Below are 20,320 nucleotides of genomic sequence, written 5' to 3' on the forward strand. Positions count from 1 at the left end.
CCTTGTGGTATCTCGCCCTCAGTCGTGAGCAGCCAACGCTGATCGCGGCCCGTGAAGGCAAATGAATAGCAACGGTGCAGTGCTCCAACCCTTGGATTACTGCGAGGCAGAGTATTGCTCAAGACAGCCGATTCGTCGCGTCACAGATCAATCTGATCCGTAATTTTTTATTCCAGCTGTGCCAGATTGCGCAGAAAGTCACCGAACCCGCCCTTGGCCCGACTGTCGAGACGGGCGCTGGTGTGCACTTGCGGACGGTGACTCCAGGCGATATTGGCGCCGCTGCGCTCCAGTGCACGCACCAGTTGCACGTCCTCGTCACAGGTCAGCGGCTTGAAACCGCCGGCCAGACGATAAGCCTCGGCACTGACACCGAGGTTAGCTCCGTGTATGTGTCGATGGCCATCGCGAGCCTGATAGTGATGGTGATAGCGAATCTGCGCCGCTTCATCGATCGATTCGTGCCAGTGCTCGACGGTGACTGTGCCGCACACTGCGTCCGCCTCCAGTCCCAGTTGCGCCGCCAGCCAGTCATCGGCGACGCGGCTGTCGGCGTCGGTGCAGGCGATCCAGCGGGCACCGCGCTCGAGCAGCAGTCGCGCACCGGCGGCTCGGGCTTCGCCGACGTTGCGTGCGTCGATCTGCAGGCTCAGCACCGGATAAGCGCTGACAATCTGCGCCGAGGCGTCGCTGCAACTGTCGAGCACCACCAGGATTTCCACCGGCTCGCCGCCCAGTTGTGCATGCTGGCCGGCGCGCAGGGCGGCGCGCAGGCATTCATCGAGCAGCGCCTCTTCGTTGTGTGCAGGAATCACGATACCGATCAACGCAAGCCCTCCAGTGCCGCCACCGAGCGTGGCTCGCGGCTCCACAGTTCGAGAATGAAATCCGCTTCCTGATGCAGCACCAGACGCGGCAAAGCCAACTGATCGTGGATCTGATCGTGAACCTGACGCGCATTCAACGGACAGCCCTCGATCGGCGGGCGCCAGTGGCAGGCCAGCAATTGGCCGTCGGCGGTCAGTGACTCACTGATCCGGCGGATCATTTCTGTCAGATCTTTTTCGTCCAGGTAGTAGCCGATTTCGCTGAATACGATCAGGTCGAATTTTTCCTCCGGCCAGTCAGCCGGAAGGCGTCCCAGGCGGACTTCGGCATGCTCGAATACGCTCAAGCGAGTGCGCGCCAGCTTCACCGCCGCGCTCGCCGTGTCGCAGCACAACAGGCGGTCGCAGCGCGTAGCCAGTTCTGCACTCAGTTCGCCGTTGGCGCAACCCGGTTCGAACACCGACCTGTAGCGCGGACGGGGCAGGGCGGCGAGGGTGATCGCGCGCTTGCGCTGTTCGTACCAGCGCTGGCGGAACGCCCACGGGTCGTCATTGCCCGCGAACAGGCCGTCGAAATAGCGATCATCGACGCTCACAGGAACACCACTTCAAAAGGTTGCAACAAACGATCGAGCACATAGGGCGCAAGTACTGGCCCGAGTCCGACGTCGCGGTCGCCTTCCAACTGGCTGGCGAACGCGTGGGCCGCGTGGCGTTTGCGCGCGATGTGCGTCGGTGACAACAGAATCTTGCGCGCCCGCTCCCATGGCACCGCGGCGTCTTCCGGGGTTGCCCAGTGCCAGGTCCAGACCGGAAGTTCATGGCAGGTCGCACCAACGCGTCGCGCCGCCTCGACACTGGCGCGGCCGACGGCCTCGTGATCGCTGTGGCCGTCCTGGCGCCAGGTAGTGAAAACCACGTCACTGGCATGCAGATAACCGGCGATGAATTCGCTCAACTCGATTTCCTGAGCCGCCACTTGGGTGTCGGTAAACCCGCCGCGCAGCCATTTCAGGCTGTGCATCGGCAAGCCGAGGCGGCGCAGCGCTTCGGCGGATTCCTGCGGTCGCACTACGCTCAAGCGTTCGACCGTCCAGCGTTGCGAGCCGGGGTGACTGGCGCTGCCATCGGTGACCGAGATCAATTGCAACGGCCGTCCGGCTGCCGCCAGCAACTGCATGATGCCGCCGCAACCGAGTACTTCATCATCCGGATGCGGCGCGATGATCACCGCCCGCGAACCCAGCGGTACCAGGTCAAGAACGTCGATGGCGGGCAGTTCGGCCAGACGCTGCGAACCCTGCCATTGCTGCAGTGAAGTGCCCTGGCCGACGATCGGGTTGTCCTTCATAACGCCCAGACCTCGCAGGATTGACCAGCAATGTGCTGGCCCAGCGCAGCAAGGTCGCGTTCGGCGTGACTCTGGCGTAGAAACACCGGCAAGTCGGCACTCAGTCGCGCAAAATGCCGATCCTGACAAAACGGCCCGGCACCCAGCGCGCGCCCGACCTCACGCATGACCTGTTCGGCAGACTGCTCGACCACCGCGCGGGCGCGACGGGCCAGCAGTTCAGCGTCAGCCTCAGGCTGCGCATCGATTTGCAGCGCGCTGAAGCGCAACACATCGGCTGCCGCTTGCAGTGCTGTGTCAGTCGCACCGAGATGGGCGAGGGCGTGCGGTTCATCGCGTTGCGCGCAATGCTGACGCAGCCCTTCGGCAATCCGCCGTGAAGCGCCATACCAGCAAGCCGCAATACCGATCCCGCCCTGCCAGAACCCCGGCCGTTGCAGGTAATCACCGGGGTTGCCGATGGCCTGCGCTTCGGCGTTGTCAAAGAGCACTTCGACGCTGCCGGTGGCCGCCATGCCCACCGCTTGCCAGCCTTGATCGGTGATGGTCACGCCAAGTTGATCGAGTGCGACTGCAACCAATTGCTGCTGACCGTCCGCGTCCCATGCGGTGAGCAAGGCGTGGCTGAGCACCGCAGCGCCAGAGCACCAGGCCTTGCGCCCGTTCAGCGTCACCATGTGCCCGGACGGCGTGACTTTCACCCGTGCCTGCGGCGGCTCGGCAGCCCACATGCCCCACGTGCTGCCTGGGGTTGGCGTACCGCCCAATTGCTCGATGATCGCCAGCGCATCCGTGTGGCCTTCATAGAGTTTGCACAGCCCAAGATCGTGTCCGCCCACCTCCGATAGACGCTGAAAGCGCTCCAGCGTGTGACCGCTGCCGGGCAACGGCAAGCGGTCAAGGCCGGCCTCGACCATTGCCCGCAGGCAACGGCCGAGGGCATTGGTATCGGCGTAATCTGGCGGACGGCGGGCCAGATAATGTTGAAAGTCCATATCAATCTTCTTCGTCGCGTTGCAGTTCAAACAACAGCAACGAACGCCCGGTCACCGAATACTCGTGACCGAATTCGAAGCGTTCCTGGCCGCGAATCGATGGCTGATTGGTATCAATCATGCACGTCCAGAAGCCACCATCCGGTACTTCCGGCAGGGTGAAGTTGACGATGTCATGGTGCGCGTTGACCACCAGCAGCAGCGTCGCGTCGGCACCTTTGCGACGGATGCCGGTTTCCTGCGCGCGACCGTCGAGCAGCATACCGAGGCAGCGGTTGTGTGCATCGTGCCAGTGCTCGGTGGTCATCTCGGTAGCGTCCGGTGCCAGCCAGGTTACGTCCTTGACGCCGATGTCTTCGTTGTACTCGCCGACCAGGAAGCGTCCGCGACGCAGGATCGGATAAGTCAGGCGCAGCTTGATCAGGCGTTTGACGAACTTGAGCAGGGCCTTGCCGTCCTCGCTCAGGTCCCAGTTGACCCAGCCGATCTCGCTGTCCTGGCAATAGGCGTTGTTGTTGCCGTCCTGGGTGCGGGCGAACTCGTCACCGGCGACGATCATCGGAGTACCTTGGGCCAGCAGCAGAGTGGCGAAGAAATTGCGCATCTGCCGATGGCGCAAAGCGATGATTTCCGGATCGTCGGTCGGGCCTTCGACGCCGTGGTTCCACGACAGGTTGTTGTTGCTGCCGTCCTGATTGTTTTCGTCGTTGGCTTCGTTGTGCTTGTCGTTGTACGAGACCAGATCGTTGAGAGTGAAACCGTCGTGGGCGGTGATGAAGTTCACCGACGAATACGGCCGGCGCCCGCGCTGGTTGAACATCTCCCCGGAAGCGGTCATGCGGCTGGCGAAATCGGCAAGCTGAGCGTCGTCGCCTTTCCAGAACGCACGCACGGTGTCGCGGAACTTGTCGTTCCACTCGACCCAGCCCGGCGGAAAGTTGCCCACCTGATAACCGCCGGGACCGCAGTCCCAAGGTTCGGCGATCATCTTCACCTGACGCAGCACCGGGTCCTGACGGCAGGCGACGAGGAAGCTGTGGCGCTCGTCGAAACCATCGTGGTAACGGCCAAGAATGGTTGCCAGGTCGAAGCGGAAACCATCGACGTGCATCTCGCTGGCCCAGTAGCGCAGGGAGTCGGTGACCATTTGCAGCACGCATGGGTGGCTCAGGTCCAGGGTGTTACCGGTGCCGGAGTCGTTGATGTAGTAGCGCTTGTCGTCGGGCATCAAGCGGTAGTAGGAGGCGTTGTCGATACCGCGCATCGACAGGGTCGGGCCTTGCTCGTTGCCTTCGGCGGTGTGGTTGTAGACCACGTCGAGAATGACTTCGAGGTTGGCATCGTGCAGGTGCGCGACCATTTCCTTGAATTCGGCAATCTTGCCACTGGCCAGATAACGCGGGTCCGGGGCGAAGAACGCAATGCTGTTGTAGCCCCAGTAGTTGGTCATGCCCTTTTGCAGCAGATGCTGATCGTTAACGAAGGCGTGAATCGGCAGCAGTTCGACAGACGAAACACCGAGCTTGCGAATGTGCTCGAGCACGTCGTCGACCATCAGACCGCCGAAGGTGCCACGCAGGTTTTCCGGCACCGACGGGTGACGCATGCTGATGCCGCGCACGTGGGTTTCATAAATGATGGTCTTGTCCCACGGCACGCTAACGCGATGGTCATTGCCCCAGGTGTGCGCCGGGTCGATGACCTTGCACTTGGGCACGAATGGCGCGCTGTCACGCTCGTCGAAACTGAGGTCGGCGTCGGGGTGGCCGATGGTGTAGCCGAACAGCGCCTCCGACCATTTCAGCTCGCCGACCAATTGTTTGGCGTAAGGGTCGATCAGCAGTTTGTTGTGGTTGAAACGGTGACCATTGGCCGGGTCATAAGGACCATAAACGCGGTAGCCGTAGATCAAGCCAGGATGCGCATCCGGCAGGTAGCCGTGGTAGATCTCATCGGTGTATTCCGGCAGCTCGATGCGTTCGAGTTCGACTTCGCCGGCATCGTCGAAAATGCACAGCTCGACCTTGGTGGCGTTGGCGGAAAACAGAGCAAAGTTCACCCCCAGACCATCCCAGGTCGCACCGAGCGGGAAGGGCAGGCCTTCACGGATTCTCGACGGCTCGGCGTGCGCAGCGGGTTCGGCTTTCTTTGGACGGGTCATGATTGCTCCTGCAAAAAAACGGGACAGTTCGGGCAATGAGATTTCCTGGTGGGAGCGAGCCTGCTCGCGAAAGCGTCGGTACATTCGACATCTTCACCAACTGACCTAGCGCTTTCGCGAGCAGGCTCGCTCCCACAGGGTTGTGTGTTTTTCCCAATAAGGGGCTTTCTTCGGGGCGCAAGAACCCCTTGTGGCGAGCACGCTCGCCACACAGTCATTCAGTTCAAATATGGATCGGGTCAGTTCGCCGGAGGCTTTTTCGCTGCTCGCGGCTTTTTCTCGGCAGCCTTTTCGCCCGGCGGGACTACTTTGGCCGTGGCCGCAGGCTTGGCTTTCGCCGCTGGTTTGGCTTTGGCGGCTGCCGGTGTCTTGCCGTCGCTGCTTTTCGCTGCTGCGCCTGTAGTCTTGCCAGCCACTTTGCTGCCAGCCGCCTTGGGTGGCTTCTTCGGTGCCAGCGCCTCGGCCTCGGCCAACTTGCGCGCCATTTCCCAATGACGTTCTTCGTGGCCTTCAGGTTTCCCTTCTGACTCCCAGATCTGATAGGCGAATTCGCGAATGCGTTTATCGTCGGTGCTCATCGCAATGCTCCTGAACTGAACTCATGCTTGTGTTAAGTGTTGGATAAAGAGATTGACCGGGACATCCCCCAGCGCTTCGCTGACATTCAGCTCCCTGTTTTGTGTGACTACGCTGCTTGCAAAAAGTCCCTTCAGGTTTGCATCCGAAGCGGCAGACGGTAAAACCACCCGCGTATCGCCCCAGCGCAGCGCATCGACCTGCGGGATGGCACTGTTTTCCAGCAACGTTGCGCAACGCACCGGCACCACCACAATCGCCCGTACGCCTTGGTGTTCACGCGCGAATGCCAGCACGTTGTGCGCCTGACTGCCCAGCACTTCCAATGGCTGGTAATCGCCACGGCGGAACAGCTCGCTGTGGTCTTTGCGCAGGTTCAGCACCTCGCTGATCAGCGCCTGTTTGATGCGCCCGTCACGCCAGTCCTTGAGCAGTTCGGTACCCGGCACGGATGCCTGCAACGCTTGCTCGCGGGCGGCGTAATCCACCGGGCGGCGGTTGTCCGGGTCGACCAGACTGAAGTCCCAGTACTCGTTGCCCTGGTACAGATCCGGCACACCCGGTACAGTCATGCGCAGCAAGGTTTGCGCCAGCCCGTTGAGCGCGCCGGCAGCGGCGATGCTGGTGACGGTCTTGCTCAGCGCCGCACGCAGCAACTCGCCTTCTTGGCCGGTCAGCAGTTTTTCCGTGAAGGCTTGCGCTGCGTTTTCATACGTTTCGTTCGGCGCGCTCCAGCTGCTTTGCAGCTTGGCTTCGCGCAGGGCTTTCTGTTGCCACTGCCAGATGCGCTTGGCGTAATCGGCGAAACTGGCCTGGTCATCGTCCTGCAGGTCCAGCGGCCAACTGCCAAGCAATGCCTGATAGAGGATCAGTTCGTCGCCAGCGGAAGGCGCGTCATCTTCGATGCGCACCGGGCGGGCGAGGGCGCGCCACAGTTCAACCTGATCGGCGTACCAATGGCTGCGTTCGCTGAGCACGGCCAGCCGGGCACGGGTGTCTTCGCCGCGCTTGTGGTCATGGGTGGCAGTCGCGAGCAGGTTGTCAGGAAACTCGGCCATGCGCTGTTGATTGACTTCGTGGAACTCGCTGACTGGCGCGCTGAATTGCTCGGTGTTGTAACCGACATCATTGCGCGACAGCAGCACCGCCGAGCGATACAGCGCGGTATCTTCCACTGCTTTGGCAGCTGCCGGCGAAGTCAGTTGCTGGAAACGCACGCACGCATGCTTGAGGATCTTGCGCGAGCGCCCCCGTGGCTTGCGGCGCCAAGGCGTGCCGCCGAGCCAGCTGGCGACCGAGTCGAGCACTGGCCAGTCGGCTTCGCTGAGGGTTTGCCGCGCACCTTCCATGGCGTGCTGGAAAATCGCTTCGTCCTGCTCGGAACGGCCCATGGCGCTGATGTAAGTGCGATAAACCGGGAAGTGCACGATCAACGCATGCAGCACGCGGCGAATCGCGCCCAGGGTCAGGTCGCGGGTCATCAGGTCATCACGCGCTACTTGATGCAGCGCCTGCGCGACGCTTTCGAAGTCGCTGGCCAGCGAGCCGTTGAGGATTTGCTGACGGGCCAGTTGCGCTTCTTCCATGAACGCAGCCGGGCGCTCGGTGCGGCGCTGCCAGAGTTCGCCGAGCACCTGTTCGCCGTCCGGGTCGTGTTGCAGCAGCGACAGCTGGTTCATGAACTCGTAGCCGGTGGTGCCGTCGACGCTCCAGTCGCGGCGCAGGGTTTCGCCCTCGCCGAGGATCTTCTCGACATAGATGGGCAGGTGACGTCCCGGCGCCAAGTGATCAAGGCGACGGCGCAATTTTCGGCAGTAGCCACGCGGGTCGGCGAGGCCGTCGATGTGGTCGATGCGCAATCCGTCGACCAGACCTTCTTCGACCAATTGGAAGATTTTGCCGTGGGTCGCTTCGAACACCGCCGGACGCTCTACGCGCAGGCCGCCAAGCTCGTTGATGTCGAAGAAGCGCCGCCAGTTGATGTCGTCCGCCGCCGTGCGCCAACTGGCCAGGCGATAACTCTGCCGTTCCAGTAACTCGTGGAGCTTGTGAAAGCCCTCGTCAGTGGTGGAATCGTAGTGGGCGACATTGCTTTCGATGGTGGCCAGAACACGCGGATCGCTTGCCAGCTCGCGCAACTCTTGCTTGAGCGGCATCGCCAGCGAGTGGGCATCGGTCTGGTAGCTGAGTGTGCTGAAGCGATCTGCCAGGGACTTCAGCGTGTCGTCGGACTTGAGCAGTTCGCCGTAATTGTTCGGGCAGATCGGGAAGTGGTGGTCGTAGTGCTCAACGTAAAAAGTCCCGGTCTGCGCGTTGAATTTGAGCTTCAGCGTGCCTTCCTGCAACGCCACACCGTAATCGCTGCCGAGAAACGGCAGCAACAACTGGCCTTCCATCAACGGGTCCGGCGAGTGCCACTGAATGTCGAAGAATTCGCCGTACGGGCTCAGGCGTCCCCATTCCAGCAGGTCGAGCCACCACGGGTTGTCATTGCCGCCCACGGCCATGTGGTTGGACACGATGTCGAGAATCAGGCCCATGTTGTGTTCACGCAGGGTGCTGACCAGTTTGCGCAATGCAGGCTCGCCGCCCAGTTCCGGATTGACTTGGGTCGGGTCGACCACGTCGTAGCCATGCATGGAACCGGCGCGCGCCGCCAGCAGGGGCGAGGCGTAGATATGGCTGATGCCGAGGCGGGCAAAGTACGGCACCAGTGGCACCGCTTGTTCGAGAGTAAAACCTTTATGAAATTGCAGGCGCAACGTGGCGCGCAGTGGCTGGATTTGCTGTTGATTCATTGGTCACGCTCAGAGGCTTGAAGGCGCGCGCAGGCCAGCAGTTCCAGGCGGCGGGCGGCATCGGGGCCGTCCAGCAACGCTTCACTGGGACCGGGCAAGCGTCGCGACCAGTTCGGATGTGAATCGGTGGTGCCAGGCAGATTCGGCTGTTCATCGATACCCAGGGCATCTTCCAGCGGCAGCAGCACCAGCGGCGCGCGGGTGTGGCCGAGGAAACGCACACTGGCATCGACCACTTGATCGGCTTCGTGGGACTCTTCGCGGAAGTTTTGCGGATCCTGACGCAGCGCATCGCGCAGGCCTTCGCGTTCACGCTCGCGATGCCGGCGCCAGTCGATTTCGCCGTTGGCATCGACCAGACCGAGGCGCGCGTTCCAGTCGATATCGCGGCCATGCCACCAGCCATTGAGTGTTGGCAGGTCATGGGTGCTGGTGGTCGCCAGGGCATCATCCGGCCAGTCGAGAATCGGTTTGAAGCGGGTATTGTCCTGTTCGAACAACAGCACGCGCATGCCCAGAATCGAGCGCGCAGCGAGTTTTTCCCGCAGGCCTTCCGGCACGGTGCCGAGGTCTTCACCGAGCACGATGGCTTGATGCCGATGCGACTCGAGGGCCAGCAGACGCAGCATGTCGTCGAACGGATAATACAGATAGGCGCCATCGGCCGGGGCGGCGCCGTTGGGAATCACCCACAGGCGTTGCAGGCCCATGACATGGTCGATGCGCAGGCCTCCGGCGTGGGCGAAGTTGGCGCGCAGCATCTCGATGAAGGCACGGAAACCATTGCGGATCAGCCCTTCCGGCGAGAAGGCGGAAATACCCCAACCCTGACCGCTGCGATTGAGAATGTCCGGTGGCGCGCCGACGGTCAGCGAGGCGAGCAATTCATCCTGAAAACTCCAGGCCTGACTGCCGGCACCGTCAGCACCGACGGCGAGGTCGGCGATCAGGCCAATGCCCATGCCGGCACTGCGCGCGGCAGATTGCACGCGCTCGAGGCAGCGATGGATCAGCCATTGGCAGAAGGCGAAATAACCGATGCGCTCGGCATATTCTTCGGCAAAAGCGCCCAGCGCCGCGCCGCGCGGGTCGTGCCAGTGCTCCGGCCATTCGCGCCAGTCGAGGCTTTCGCCACGGGCGGCGCGCATTTCCTGAATCGCTTCGAAGCGGCAATGGTTCTCCAGCGCTTCGCCACCGGCATGCCGGAAGCTGGCGAAGTCGGCGTGCAGAGGATGCTCGCCAGCGACGAAGCCGTCATACAAGGCTTGCAGCAGTTTCTGCTTGGCTTGTGCGGCGGCAGGCCAGTCGATCAGCTTGAGATTTTCCAACTGGTCGAACTGCGCGGCCAGGCCACTGGCATCGATTGCGTCACGCAATGCGCGCTCGCCGAGAATGCTGCCCGGCGCGGCATACAGTGAATTGAGAAACAAGCGGCTGGACGGCGAATAGGGGCTGTAGCGGCCATGATCGGAACTGAACATCGCGTGCATCGGGCTGATCGCCAGTGCATCGGCACCACGCTCGCCGGCCACGCGGACCAGCTCTTCCAGCGCCTGGGTGTCGCCGAAGCCACCGTCACCCGGACGGCGCAGCGAATACAACTGGGCGCTCAGACCCCAGGCGCGCGGGACCGGGCTATCGACCGCATCGCCAACGCTGAAACAACGCTCAGGCGCCACAGCGAGAGTGAAATACTGATCGCCGATGTGCACTTGCTGGTAACCGACCGGAATCAAGCCGGGCAACATGGCTTCGTTGTCCAGCTTGAGGTTCATCTGCGAGCCGTCTTCAAGATGAATCTCGCAGGGCGTCTCCGGTGTGAAGTAGCGACTCAGGTCGAGGGCAACGCCAACGTCGCAGGTCAGCAGGGGCGGCAAATGGCGGTCTTGCTGGACTTCTTGCAATTCCAGCAGGCTGGCATCGATTTCTTGCGCGGTGCTGGCGGGGTGACCGAGTCCGATCAGGACATTGCGCAACACAGCGGGAGCGACTTTTTGCTGACGCCCGTTGGCGTCGATCCAGTCGACGGCAAGGCCGGCTCGACTGGCGAGTATTTCCAGTTGCGCATCGCTCATAGGCGCTCTCCATCCAGGGGGTGCAAAAGGGGTGCGGCCGTGAGGCTGACGAGCGCGGTGTACGCCGGCAGTTGGTTCGGGTCCGACAGCTCGATCGCGGCTGGCTGTTGAAACAGCCACTCGGTATCGGTCTGTGCAGGGTTGACCACTGGCGTGTCACTGAGGTTCAGGTCAATTCGCAGCTCACTGCCGTTGCCCAGTCGCCAGCGTGCGCTGACCGCGCCATAGCCGAGCATCTGCGCGCCCAGAGCCTGGGTCCCGGAGAGGTTGGGAATGATGTATTGGTGCCGCAACTTGAGCAGTTGCCGATAGAGCTCTTGGGTCTGCTGTTGCAATGGCGTGCCGCTGCCGGACAATCGCGGCTGCGAAGCGTGGAAAGTGCTTTCGGCATTCGGATCGGGAATCTGTTCGCGCTTGTGCGGATCGGTAAAGGCACTGAATGCGGCGAACTCGTTGCGCCGACCTTCACGCACCAGTTTCGCCAGCTCACCGTGGTGGCTAGTGAAAAACAGGAACGGTTGCTCGGCGGCAAACTCGTCGCCCATGAACATCAGCGGAATCATCGGCGACAGCAGCAACAACACCGTCGCCGCCTGCACCGCACGCGGGTCGGCAAGCTGATGCAGACGTTCGCCAAAGGCACGGTTGCCGATCTGGTCATGGTTCTGCAGGAACAGCACGAAAGCGGTGGAGGGCAGGTGCTCGCTTGGCTCGCCGCGAGGTTCGCCATGCCGAGTGATGTGGCCCTGAAACACGAAGCCCTGACTCAGGCAGCGCACCAGTTGCTCGGTGGGCTGCGCGGCATAGTCGGCGTAATAGGCGTCGGTTTCGCCGGTCAGCAGCACGTGCAACGCGTTATGACCGTCGTCGTTCCACTGCGCGTCGTAATCGTTTTCCAGCAGGCTCGACTGGTTGAGCTCGTTTTCGACGGTCAGCCAGACGTGCCGGGTCGGGTCGATCTGCTGGCGAATGCGGCGGGCCAGATCGCTGAGGAAATCCGGGTCTTCAATCGCGTGCACCGCGTCCAGGCGCAAACCGTCGAAACGGTATTCGAGCAGCCACATCAGCGCGTTTTCAATGAAGAACTCACGCACTTCAGGACGGCGGAAATCGATCGCGGCGCCCCATGGCGTGTGCTTGTCCTCGCGGAAAAAACCTTTGGCGTAACGATGCAGATAGTTGCCGTCGGGGCCGAAGTGGTTGTAGACGACGTCGAGAATCACCGCCAGGCCATGGCCGTGGGCGCTGTCGATCAGGTGTTTGAGTTGTTCGGGGGTGCCGTAGGATGCTTGAGGCGCGTAGGGCAGCACCCCGTCGTAACCCCAGTTGCGATCACCGGGGAATTGCGCCAGCGGCATCAGTTCGATGGCGGTTATGCCCAGCGCCACCAAGCGCGCCAGATGCTGTTCAACTTCGGCAAATCCACCGAGCGCACCGACGTGCATCTCGTAAATCACCGCTTCGCTCCACGGCCGACCATTCCAGGTCGTGTGCCGCCATTGATAGGCATGGGGGTCGACCACCACGCTGTGGCGGTCAAGGTCACCATCCTGCGCTCTGGAGGCCGGGTCCGGCACCTCCAGTTCGCCATCGATGCAGTAACGGTAGCGACTGCCCGCCGGGCAATTGGCCTTGATTACAAACCAACCGTCGCCCTGGGGCAGCATGGGCAACGATTTTCCATCCTCCAGTTCCACACTGACGTAGAACGCGTCAGGCGCCCACAACGCAAATTGCGTGTGCTCGGCATCCAGCATGATCGCGCCGTGGGGCCAGGTTTCTTGGGTCCTTGACGGCATTTTCTGCAACTCCCTGGTTATTTGTGGCTGGCTTTACCCAACGCCTTGGCGACCAGTTGTTCGTAAAGTTCGGCGTACGGTTCAACCGCTTTGCTCCAGTTGAACGGTGCAGCCATGGCGCGGCAGCGCATGGCATTGAGCAGTTCCGGGAAGGCGAAGACCTTGAACGCGCGGCTCAGGGCTTCCTTGTAGCTATCAACGGTGGACTCATCGAAGAGGAAACCGGTGACGCCGTTTTCAATGGTGTCGGCCAGACCACCGGTGTTGCGCGCGACCGGCAGCGAGCCGAAACGCTGGGCGTACATCTGGCTCAAGCCGCAAGGCTCGTAGCGCGACGGCATCAAGAGGAAATCGCTGCCGGCGAACATGCGTCGGGCATCGGTTTCGTTGAAGCCGATCCGCACGCCGATCTGGCCAGGAAAGCGTAGGGCCAGTTCACGCATGGCTTGCTCTTCTTCCGGCTCGCCGCGACCGATGATCGCGATCTGACCACCGTTCTGCACGATGAACTCGGACACCGCTTCGGTGAGGTCCAGACCTTTCTGATAGACCAGTCGCGAGACCACGGCGAACAGCGGACCGGTGGAGTCATTCAGGCCGAACAGCTCACGGACATGGGCGGCATTGACCGCTTTACCTTCCCAGTCGCCGATGGCGAACGGGGCAAACAGGTGCGGGTCGGTCGCCGAATCCCAGCTCTCGTCGATGCCGTTCGGGATACCGCTGAGCAGGCCTTGCTGGGTCTTGGAAGCAAGGAAGCCGTCGAGGCCGCAACCGAAATCAGGCGTGGTGATTTCCTGCGCATACGTCGCGCTGACCGTAGTGATATGGCTCGAATAGGCCATGCCGGCCTTGAGGAACGACATCTTGCCGTAGAACTCCATGCCTTCCTGTTGCAGGGCATGGGTGGGAATTCCCAGCTCCGGGCAGGAACCGAGGCTCGTCACGCCCTGGTAGGCAAGGTTGTGAATGGTGAACAGGGTCGGCGTGCGCTGCCCGCGCCAGTGCATGTAAGCGGGCGCGAGGCCAGCCGGCCAGTCATGGGCGTGCACCAGATCCGGGCGCCAGTGGATTTGCGCAAGATTGGCGGCAATGTCGGCAGCGGCCAGGCCGAGACGGGCAAAGCGGATATGGTTGTCCGGCCAGTCGCGACCGTTGTTGGCGCCGTAAGGGCCACCTTCACGCTCGTAGAGTTCAGGGCAGATCAACACGTAGATCACCAGGCCATCGGGCATGTCCATGCGACCGATCTTGCAAGGTGGCAGCGCGGCGTGGCCACCCAGCTCGCCGATGATGTGAATCGGGTTTTCGCTGTGCACCACCTGCGGATAACCGGGAATCAGCACCCGCACATCATGCAGATGAGCCATGGCCCGGGGCAGGGCGGCGGAGACGTCACCGAGGCCGCCGGTCTTGACCAAATCGGCGATTTCCGAAGTCACGAACAACACTTTTTTCTTGTTGGGATTCTGGCTTGCTACCGGAGCAAGCGTCTTGGTGCCGGGTACGTTGATCTGTCGGCTGCCGGGAACACTGATGGTGCTCGATTCTCCAAGCGACTGGTGAGCACGCTCTCCCTGAATATCCAATGCCGCACTGATCATATGTATCTCCCGTGTGTGATCTGATTCTTGTCTCAAACAAGCTGTTTCGTGGCCAAGTCCTGTGGCCGGGCGCAAAGGCGCCACGCATCGGTGAGCAAATGCTGACCCAACACGCGCAAGCAGAATGGGTGGTGAGGCCGTTGCAAGGATTACACCAGTCGCTTTCGCCCAGTTGTTCTGATGACCTGTGGCGTGAAGCAAAAGTTTCGACTTTTTTTCGTCGGTATGACCGAGTGGTTTGGCCACTGAAAAATCAGTCTAGGCCAGATCCTAGAGCGGGTTGGGGCGAATGGGTAAATTGTTCGACAATCGGTTGTGTCGGGATGTAAGCGAGGGTTCAGGAGGGGAAACGCTCCGACGAAGGGCATGTTTTTCGGTCGGAGTGGGCCAAAACAGTGACTGGGTAGTCACGGTTTTGTGCTAGGGGATGGGCGAGTTGCACCGTTGTGGTGCGAGGGTATTTCAGCGTGGTATCTGAAATGACCCCATCGCGAGCAGGCTCGCTCCCATATTGGACCGTGTACACCCTGTGGGAGCGAGCCTGCTCGCGAAGAGGGCGGTTGCAGCAACTCAACTTTAAAGTGATGGACTCAATTCAACAGACGCACCGGCTGCCCAGCTGCCCATCCCTGAATATCCTCGATCATCTGCCGGAAGAATTGCTCGTAATTCTGCCGACTGACATACCCCACATGCGGCGTGGCGAGGACATTGTCCAGCGTGCGAAACGGGTGCAGGGCCGGCAAAGGCTCTTGCTCGAACACATCCAGCGCCGCCCCGGCAATGCGGCGTTTCTGTAGCGCCTTGATCAACGCCGCTTCATCGACGATCGGCCCGCGAGCAGTGTTGACCAGCAGCGCGCTCGGTTTCATCCAGTCCAGCGCCTGGGCATCAACCAGACCGCGACTGCGTTCACTGAGCACCAGATGCACCGACAGCACGTCGGCCTGCTCGAACAATTGCTGCTTGCTGACGTACGTCACGCCGGCCTGTTCAGCGCGTTCGGCGGTGAGGTTTTCGCTCCAGGCGATCACCCGCATGCCGAACACCTGACCGAACTGCGCGACGCGCTGGCCGATGCTGCCCAAACCCAGGATTCCCAGGGTCTTGCCGTGCAGATCGCCGCCGAGGCCCTGCTGCCACTGGCCGGCCCGCAGGGCATTGGCTTCCTTCACCAGATCACGGGTGGCCGCCATGATCAGCGCCCAGGTGAGTTCCGGCGCGGCGTGTTTGTAACTGTCGGTGCCGCAGACCTTGATGCCCAGCGCTGCAGCGGCCGGCATGTCCAGCGCGGCATTGCGCATGCCGCCGGTGACCAGCAACTTCAGATTGGGCAAGCGCCCGAGCAAATCGGCGTCGACGCGCGTGCGTTCGCGCATGACGCAGATCACCTCGTACTTGCCAAGGCGCTCGGCCAGTGTGGCGTTGTCGGCCGGGTAATCATGCACAAAGGTCACTTCACCGATGCTCTCCAGCACGGACCAGTCGACCACGTCGCGGGCCACGTCCTGCCAGTCATCGATCACTGCAATCTGCACCGTCATCGGCTTGCCTCATCAAGGAGCGGAAGGAGTCTTGCCCAGCCAGCCGAGCAGCGCCTGATGGAATTTCTCCGGTTCTTCCATTTGTGGCGCGTGGCCCATGCCCGGGAATTCAATCAGCGTCGACTGCGGAATCAGCTTGGCGACCTGTTTGCCGAGCACCTCGTAATGACCGATTTTCGCTTTCACTTCCGGCGGTGCGAGGTCCTTGCCGATGGCGGTGGTGTCGGAGGTGCCGATCAATAACAGGGTCGGCATCTTCAGGTCTTTGAACTCGTAGTACACCGGCTGCGTGAAGATCATGTCGTAGATCAGTGCCGAGTTCCACGCGACCTGGGTCTTGCCCGGACCGTTGCTCAGGCCGGCGAGCATGTCGACCCAGCGATCGAATTCCGGCTTCCAGCGGCCATCGTAATAGGTGGTGCGCTCATAGTCGCGAATGCCCTTGGCCGTGACCTTCAATTCACGCTGATACCACTGATCGACGGTGCGATACGGAACGCCGAGGGCTTTCCAGTCTTCCAGTCCGATCGGGTTGACCATTGCCAATTGATCGACCTGCTCCGGGAACAGCAGCGCATAACGGGTGGCGAGCATACCGCCGGTGGAGTGGCCGAGCAGGGTTGATTTCTGAATGCCCAACGCCTTGAGCAATTGCTGGGTGTTGGTCGCCAGTTGCTGGAAGCTGTACTGATAGTGCTCAGGTTTGCTGGAGGTGCAGAAACCGATCTGGTCCGGCGCGATCACACGGTAGCCGGCGTCGCTCAAGGCCTTGATTGAACTGTCCCAGGTCGCTGCGCAGAAATTCTTGCCGTGCATCAGCACCACAGTGCGGCCGTTGGCCTTGCCATTGGCGGCGACGTCCATGTAACCCATTTGCAGTTTCTGACCCTGGGATTCGAAGGCGAAGTGTTTAAGCGTGTAGGGATATTGGAAACCCTGCAGCTCCGGGCCATAGGCAGGCCCTTCGGCGGGGGCGGTTTCAGTGGCTGCGTGCGCCATTAATGGCAGGGCAGCGCTGAGGACGAGGCCGGGCAGCCAGCGGGAAAGCGTGACGGACATAAGCACAAACTCCTTGAAAATTGGCTGACTCTGGAAGGTCGGGATTACGCCGACGTTAAACAAAGGCAATCACCCTGAGGGTTGGTTCAACCGAGCCAGCCAAGTGTCAGCAGGGCCAGCACGCCATAGCGCGCGCCTTTGGCCAGGGTGACGATCAACAGAAAGCGCCCGAGCGGTTCGCGCATGACGCCGGCAATCAAGGTCAGCGGATCGCCCATCACCGGCAGCCAACTGAGCAGCAGCGACCAATGCCCATAGCGCTCATAGTGCTTGCGTGCCTTGGCCATATGCTGCGGACTGACAGGGAACCAGCGTCGATCCTGAAACCGCTCGATGCCACGGCCCAGCCACCAGTTGACCAGCGAGCCGAGTACGTTGCCGAGCGTCGCCACCGCGAGCAAACCCCACAGCCAGTAACGCTCGCTGACGATCAGGCCGACCAGCAGCGCTTCGGATTGCAATGGCAACAAAGTTGCCGCACCAAACGCAGCAAAGAACAGGCCGAAGTAGGCTGCCCCCATCAACGGGCCGGGTAGTCCGCGACTACCACGTCAGCGCCGTCCTTTTTCAGGCCGATAACCTGATACGCATCGCTCATGCCGTCCATTTCCATGCCCGGCGAGCCCATTGGCATGCCCGGTGCAGCCACACCCAGCAGATCGTCGCGCTTGCTCAACGCAAGCACCTGATCGGCCGGCACATGGCCTTCGACGAATTTGCCATTGATGATCGCCGTGTGGCAGGACGCCAGACGCGGTGGTACGCCGTGCTGCTGTTTAAAGCTGCTCATGTCGCTTTCGACGTGATCTTCGACTTTGAAGCCATTGGCTTCGAGATGGCTGATCCACTTTTTGCAGCAGCCGCAATTGGCATCGCGGTGCACTTCGATCGGGATCAAATCGGCGGCTTGCGCCAGGGAGGAGGTGAACAGGGCGCTCAGGGCGAGCAGACGCAGTTGGCTTCGCATGGGAATGGGCTCTCGACTCGGTGAAGGTCAGAAAGAGCGCATTTTGACCGGTTTTTCCATCCCGGCATCAACTGAGTGTTTCCAGTTGCTACAAAACACCCGAACCATTGTAGGAGTGAGTCTGCTCGCGAGTGCGGTTGACCAGCCGCAGATACAGTGACTGAAAAATCGCTTTCGCGAGCAGGCTTGCTCCCACAGGGGATTGGCGTAAAGGCCAAAATCCCCGTGGTCGCGGTTGGCTCAAATAACCTTGAACCGCCCCATGATTGCGCTCACGCGGCTGTTGGCTTCGAGCAACTGGCGGGTATTCAGCTCGCTGGCCTGGCCGCTCTGCACAAGTTCATCGACCATGTGGCGAATCTGCACCATGCTGCGGTTGATCTCTTCGGTGACGGCGCTTTGCTGTTCGGCGGCGGTGGCGATCTGCGTGCTGAGACTGTTGATGTGGCTGACCGAACCGGCCATTTCGTCCAGCCCCGAGTTGACTCGGGCGGTGGCGTCAGCAGCGGACTGGCAACTGGCCTGGGTGTTTTCCATGGCGCTGACCGACGAACTCACGCCTTGGGTCAGACGGGTCAACATTTCGTTGATTTCCGAAGTGCTGGCCTGAGTGCGGGCGGCGAGGGCGCGGACTTCATCCGCCACCACCGCAAAGCCGCGCCCCTGTTCACCGGCCCGGGCCGCTTCAATCGCGGCGTTGAGGGCGAGCAGGTTGGTCTGCCCGGCAATCGCGCCGATGACGCCGAGGATTTCGGTGATGCGCTGGGCGTCCTGCTGCATGTTTTCAACTTTGTGTGTAGCGCTGGCCACTTCGTCGATCAGCGCGACCACGCTATTGGTCGCTTCACCCACCACGACGCGCGAGCGGTCTGCGTTCTCATTGGCACGCTGGGTGAACGCAGCGGTTTCAGCGGCATTCTGCGCGACGCTTTCAGCGGTCGAACTCATCTCAGTAATGGCGGTGACGGTCTGGTCGGTTTCCGAGGCGTGACGCAGCAGAATCTGGCCGGTATGTGCCGAGGTGCGCTGCAGGTTGTCGAGGCTGGAAGCCATGGCGCCGGTGGCCTGAGTGACTTCGCCGATCATGTTCTGCAGATAGGCGATGAAGGTGTTGACCGAGTGACCGATGGCGCCCAGTTCGTCTTCGGCGCGAATGGTGATTCGGCGGGTCAGATCGGCGTCTCCGCTGGACAGCGAGTCAATGTTGGCCTTCAGCGCTTTCATGCGCAGCACCAGCTTACGAATCGCGTAAACCTGCAACAGCACCAGCAGGATCACCAGCGGAATCTGGATCAGGCTGAGGCTATGGAGCACGTCATCGCGCTGGGCAGTGAGCATCTTGGTCGGCAGGGCGGTGGCGAGGAACCACGGTGTGCCCTCGATAGGGCGCATGAAGAAGGTGGCATCTTCACCGTTGTTATCGAACTCGACGCGTTGCGCTGTATCGCGATTCTGCAGGCCGGTCTTGATCTGATTGACGAAGGTCGAGCTGGCCGCCAGTTCGCTGATGTTTTTCAGCACGATCGGGCCGCTGATGCGCGAGCTGTTGCTGATGATCTTGCCGTCCGCCTCGACGATGAGCATTTCGGCGTTGAGGTCTTTTTCCTTGCGCGCCACCAGGTCGTTGAAGAAGCCCAGGGTCACGTCGATGGTCGAAACGCCCCAGGCGCTGCCGTTCTTGTAGATCGCCATGGCGCAGTTGGTGCGCGGCTCGGCACTGGCGTCGTCTTTATAGGCAGCGGCCCACGCGCACTGGCCGCGCGGAGTGGCCATGCCGCCCTTGTGCCAGCTCTGGTCGTAATAGTTTGGCGCCGCATCGCTGTTCCAGAACGTGTTGACCTTGAGTTGGCCAGAGGCGTCACGGTGCCAGAAAGTGCTGAATTTGTTACGCCCGGCTTCGCGCTGGCCCGGCAACGGCCAGATACCGCCGCCAAAGACTTTCAGTTCGCCATACTGATCCACCAGCCCTGGCAGCACCACGTCGATGGCGGCGCTGTCGAGCAGCGGGATAGTCTGGGTGATGCTGCGTTGCTGCGCCTGGACCTTGTTCAGTTCGCCCTGGATCTGCACGGCGACTTCGGCGATGCGGTTGAGCACGACCTTCTCTTCGGTATCGCGCAGGGTCGGTGCCACCAGTTGGCTGATGCCGACCACGGTCAGTACGGACAACAGCAGGATGAACAGAATCAGAAACAGCGTGTAGCGAGCCTGAATAGTGCGCAGTGCGGGCATGGAACTGATCCTTGAGCGGCTTTTTTGTTGGAGGGCAGGAATAAAACAGGGCGGGTATCACAGCGTATCGTCGTTGCGGGCCGAAGCTTTAGGTGCTTGCGCGCCGAAACAACGCTGGGCGATGACCGGTTGGTATCGGGATGGGTACAAACCCCCGGATCGCCACGTTTGTTACATCAAGATGACGGCTCTGAACCAATGTTTACGGGATGCAGGCTTGTGTCACGAATGTACGAGATTTGTAAAAAAGCGCACAAAAGACTTGGTGCGATCAGGCGCATCGGCCGATACTCGCGCCCATTCAATTGGTTGGAACAAGGACATTTCATGCT

15 protein-coding genes are annotated in these 20,320 nt (G+C 61.3%); all 15 read right to left on the reverse strand.

The window, feature by feature from the left end; genetic code table 11:
• Nucleotides 1-167: 167 nt before the first annotated feature.
• The 15 genes from KVG87_RS00600 to KVG87_RS00670 all read right to left on the reverse strand — a co-directional run bounded on the left by KVG87_RS00600 (nucleotide 168) and on the right by KVG87_RS00670 (nucleotide 19,988).
• Complete coding sequence (locus KVG87_RS00600; protein WP_217848581.1) at nucleotides 168-827, reverse strand: glycosyltransferase family 2 protein; 660 nt, start codon at nucleotides 825-827, stop codon at nucleotides 168-170.
• Nucleotides 824-1,423: an SAM-dependent methyltransferase gene (locus tag KVG87_RS00605; RefSeq protein WP_217848583.1), complete on the reverse strand. Its 600-nt coding sequence runs from the start codon at nucleotides 1,421-1,423 to the stop codon at nucleotides 824-826. The genes KVG87_RS00600 and KVG87_RS00605 overlap by 4 nt, the downstream gene beginning before the upstream one ends.
• Nucleotides 1,420-2,178, reverse strand: a complete 759-nt coding sequence (locus tag KVG87_RS00610; RefSeq protein WP_217848585.1) for a PIG-L deacetylase family protein — start codon at nucleotides 2,176-2,178, stop codon at nucleotides 1,420-1,422. The genes KVG87_RS00605 and KVG87_RS00610 overlap by 4 nt, the downstream gene beginning before the upstream one ends.
• Entirely contained in the window at nucleotides 2,175-3,173 is a 999-nt protein-coding gene (locus tag KVG87_RS00615; RefSeq protein WP_217848593.1) for an acyl-CoA dehydrogenase family protein, read from the reverse strand. The genes KVG87_RS00610 and KVG87_RS00615 overlap by 4 nt, the downstream gene beginning before the upstream one ends.
• A gap of 1 nt (nucleotide 3,174) precedes the next feature.
• The gene (gene glgX / locus KVG87_RS00620) at nucleotides 3,175-5,334 is read right to left on the reverse strand and encodes a glycogen debranching protein GlgX (protein WP_076563068.1); all 2,160 of its coding nucleotides are present in this window, start codon (nucleotides 5,332-5,334) and stop codon (nucleotides 3,175-3,177) included.
• Nucleotides 5,335-5,573: 239 nt separating this feature from the next.
• On the reverse strand, nucleotides 5,574-5,912 hold the full coding sequence (locus KVG87_RS00625; protein WP_217848595.1) for a DUF2934 domain-containing protein: 339 nt from the start codon (nucleotides 5,910-5,912) through the stop codon (nucleotides 5,574-5,576).
• Nucleotides 5,913-5,933: 21 nt separating this feature from the next.
• Entirely contained in the window at nucleotides 5,934-8,708 is a 2,775-nt protein-coding gene (locus KVG87_RS00630; RefSeq protein WP_217848596.1) for a malto-oligosyltrehalose synthase, read from the reverse strand.
• Nucleotides 8,705-10,783, reverse strand: coding sequence for a 4-alpha-glucanotransferase (malQ, locus tag KVG87_RS00635; RefSeq protein WP_217848598.1), 2,079 nt, complete (start codon nucleotides 10,781-10,783; stop codon nucleotides 8,705-8,707). The genes KVG87_RS00630 and malQ overlap by 4 nt, the downstream gene beginning before the upstream one ends.
• Nucleotides 10,780-12,582: a malto-oligosyltrehalose trehalohydrolase gene (gene treZ / locus KVG87_RS00640; protein WP_217848600.1), complete on the reverse strand. Its 1,803-nt coding sequence runs from the start codon at nucleotides 12,580-12,582 to the stop codon at nucleotides 10,780-10,782. The genes malQ and treZ overlap by 4 nt, the downstream gene beginning before the upstream one ends.
• A gap of 17 nt (nucleotides 12,583-12,599) precedes the next feature.
• Nucleotides 12,600-14,186 carry a glycogen synthase GlgA gene (gene glgA, locus KVG87_RS00645; protein ID WP_076563059.1) on the reverse strand — a complete coding sequence of 529 codons (1,587 nt, stop codon included), beginning with the start codon at nucleotides 14,184-14,186 and terminating at the stop codon, nucleotides 12,600-12,602.
• 590 nt (nucleotides 14,187-14,776) lie between these two features.
• Nucleotides 14,777-15,730 carry a D-2-hydroxyacid dehydrogenase family protein gene (locus KVG87_RS00650; protein WP_217848602.1) on the reverse strand — a complete coding sequence of 318 codons (954 nt, stop codon included), beginning with the start codon at nucleotides 15,728-15,730 and terminating at the stop codon, nucleotides 14,777-14,779.
• A gap of 12 nt (nucleotides 15,731-15,742) precedes the next feature.
• On the reverse strand, nucleotides 15,743-16,789 hold the full coding sequence (locus tag KVG87_RS00655; protein WP_076563056.1) for an alpha/beta fold hydrolase: 1,047 nt from the start codon (nucleotides 16,787-16,789) through the stop codon (nucleotides 15,743-15,745).
• A gap of 86 nt (nucleotides 16,790-16,875) precedes the next feature.
• The gene (locus KVG87_RS00660; protein ID WP_217848604.1) at nucleotides 16,876-17,310 is read right to left on the reverse strand and encodes a YqaA family protein; all 435 of its coding nucleotides are present in this window, start codon (nucleotides 17,308-17,310) and stop codon (nucleotides 16,876-16,878) included.
• The gene (locus tag KVG87_RS00665) at nucleotides 17,310-17,756 is read right to left on the reverse strand and encodes a DUF411 domain-containing protein (RefSeq protein ID WP_076563052.1); all 447 of its coding nucleotides are present in this window, start codon (nucleotides 17,754-17,756) and stop codon (nucleotides 17,310-17,312) included. Before KVG87_RS00665 ends, KVG87_RS00660 begins: the two co-directional genes overlap by 1 nt.
• 240 nt (nucleotides 17,757-17,996) lie before the next feature.
• Nucleotides 17,997-19,988, reverse strand: coding sequence for a methyl-accepting chemotaxis protein (locus KVG87_RS00670; RefSeq protein WP_217848607.1), 1,992 nt, complete (start codon nucleotides 19,986-19,988; stop codon nucleotides 17,997-17,999).
• Nucleotides 19,989-20,320 lie beyond the last annotated feature (332 nt).

Source organism: Pseudomonas siliginis (assembly GCF_019145195.1).
GTDB classification, from domain to species: Bacteria; Pseudomonadota; Gammaproteobacteria; order Pseudomonadales; family Pseudomonadaceae; genus Aquipseudomonas; species Aquipseudomonas siliginis.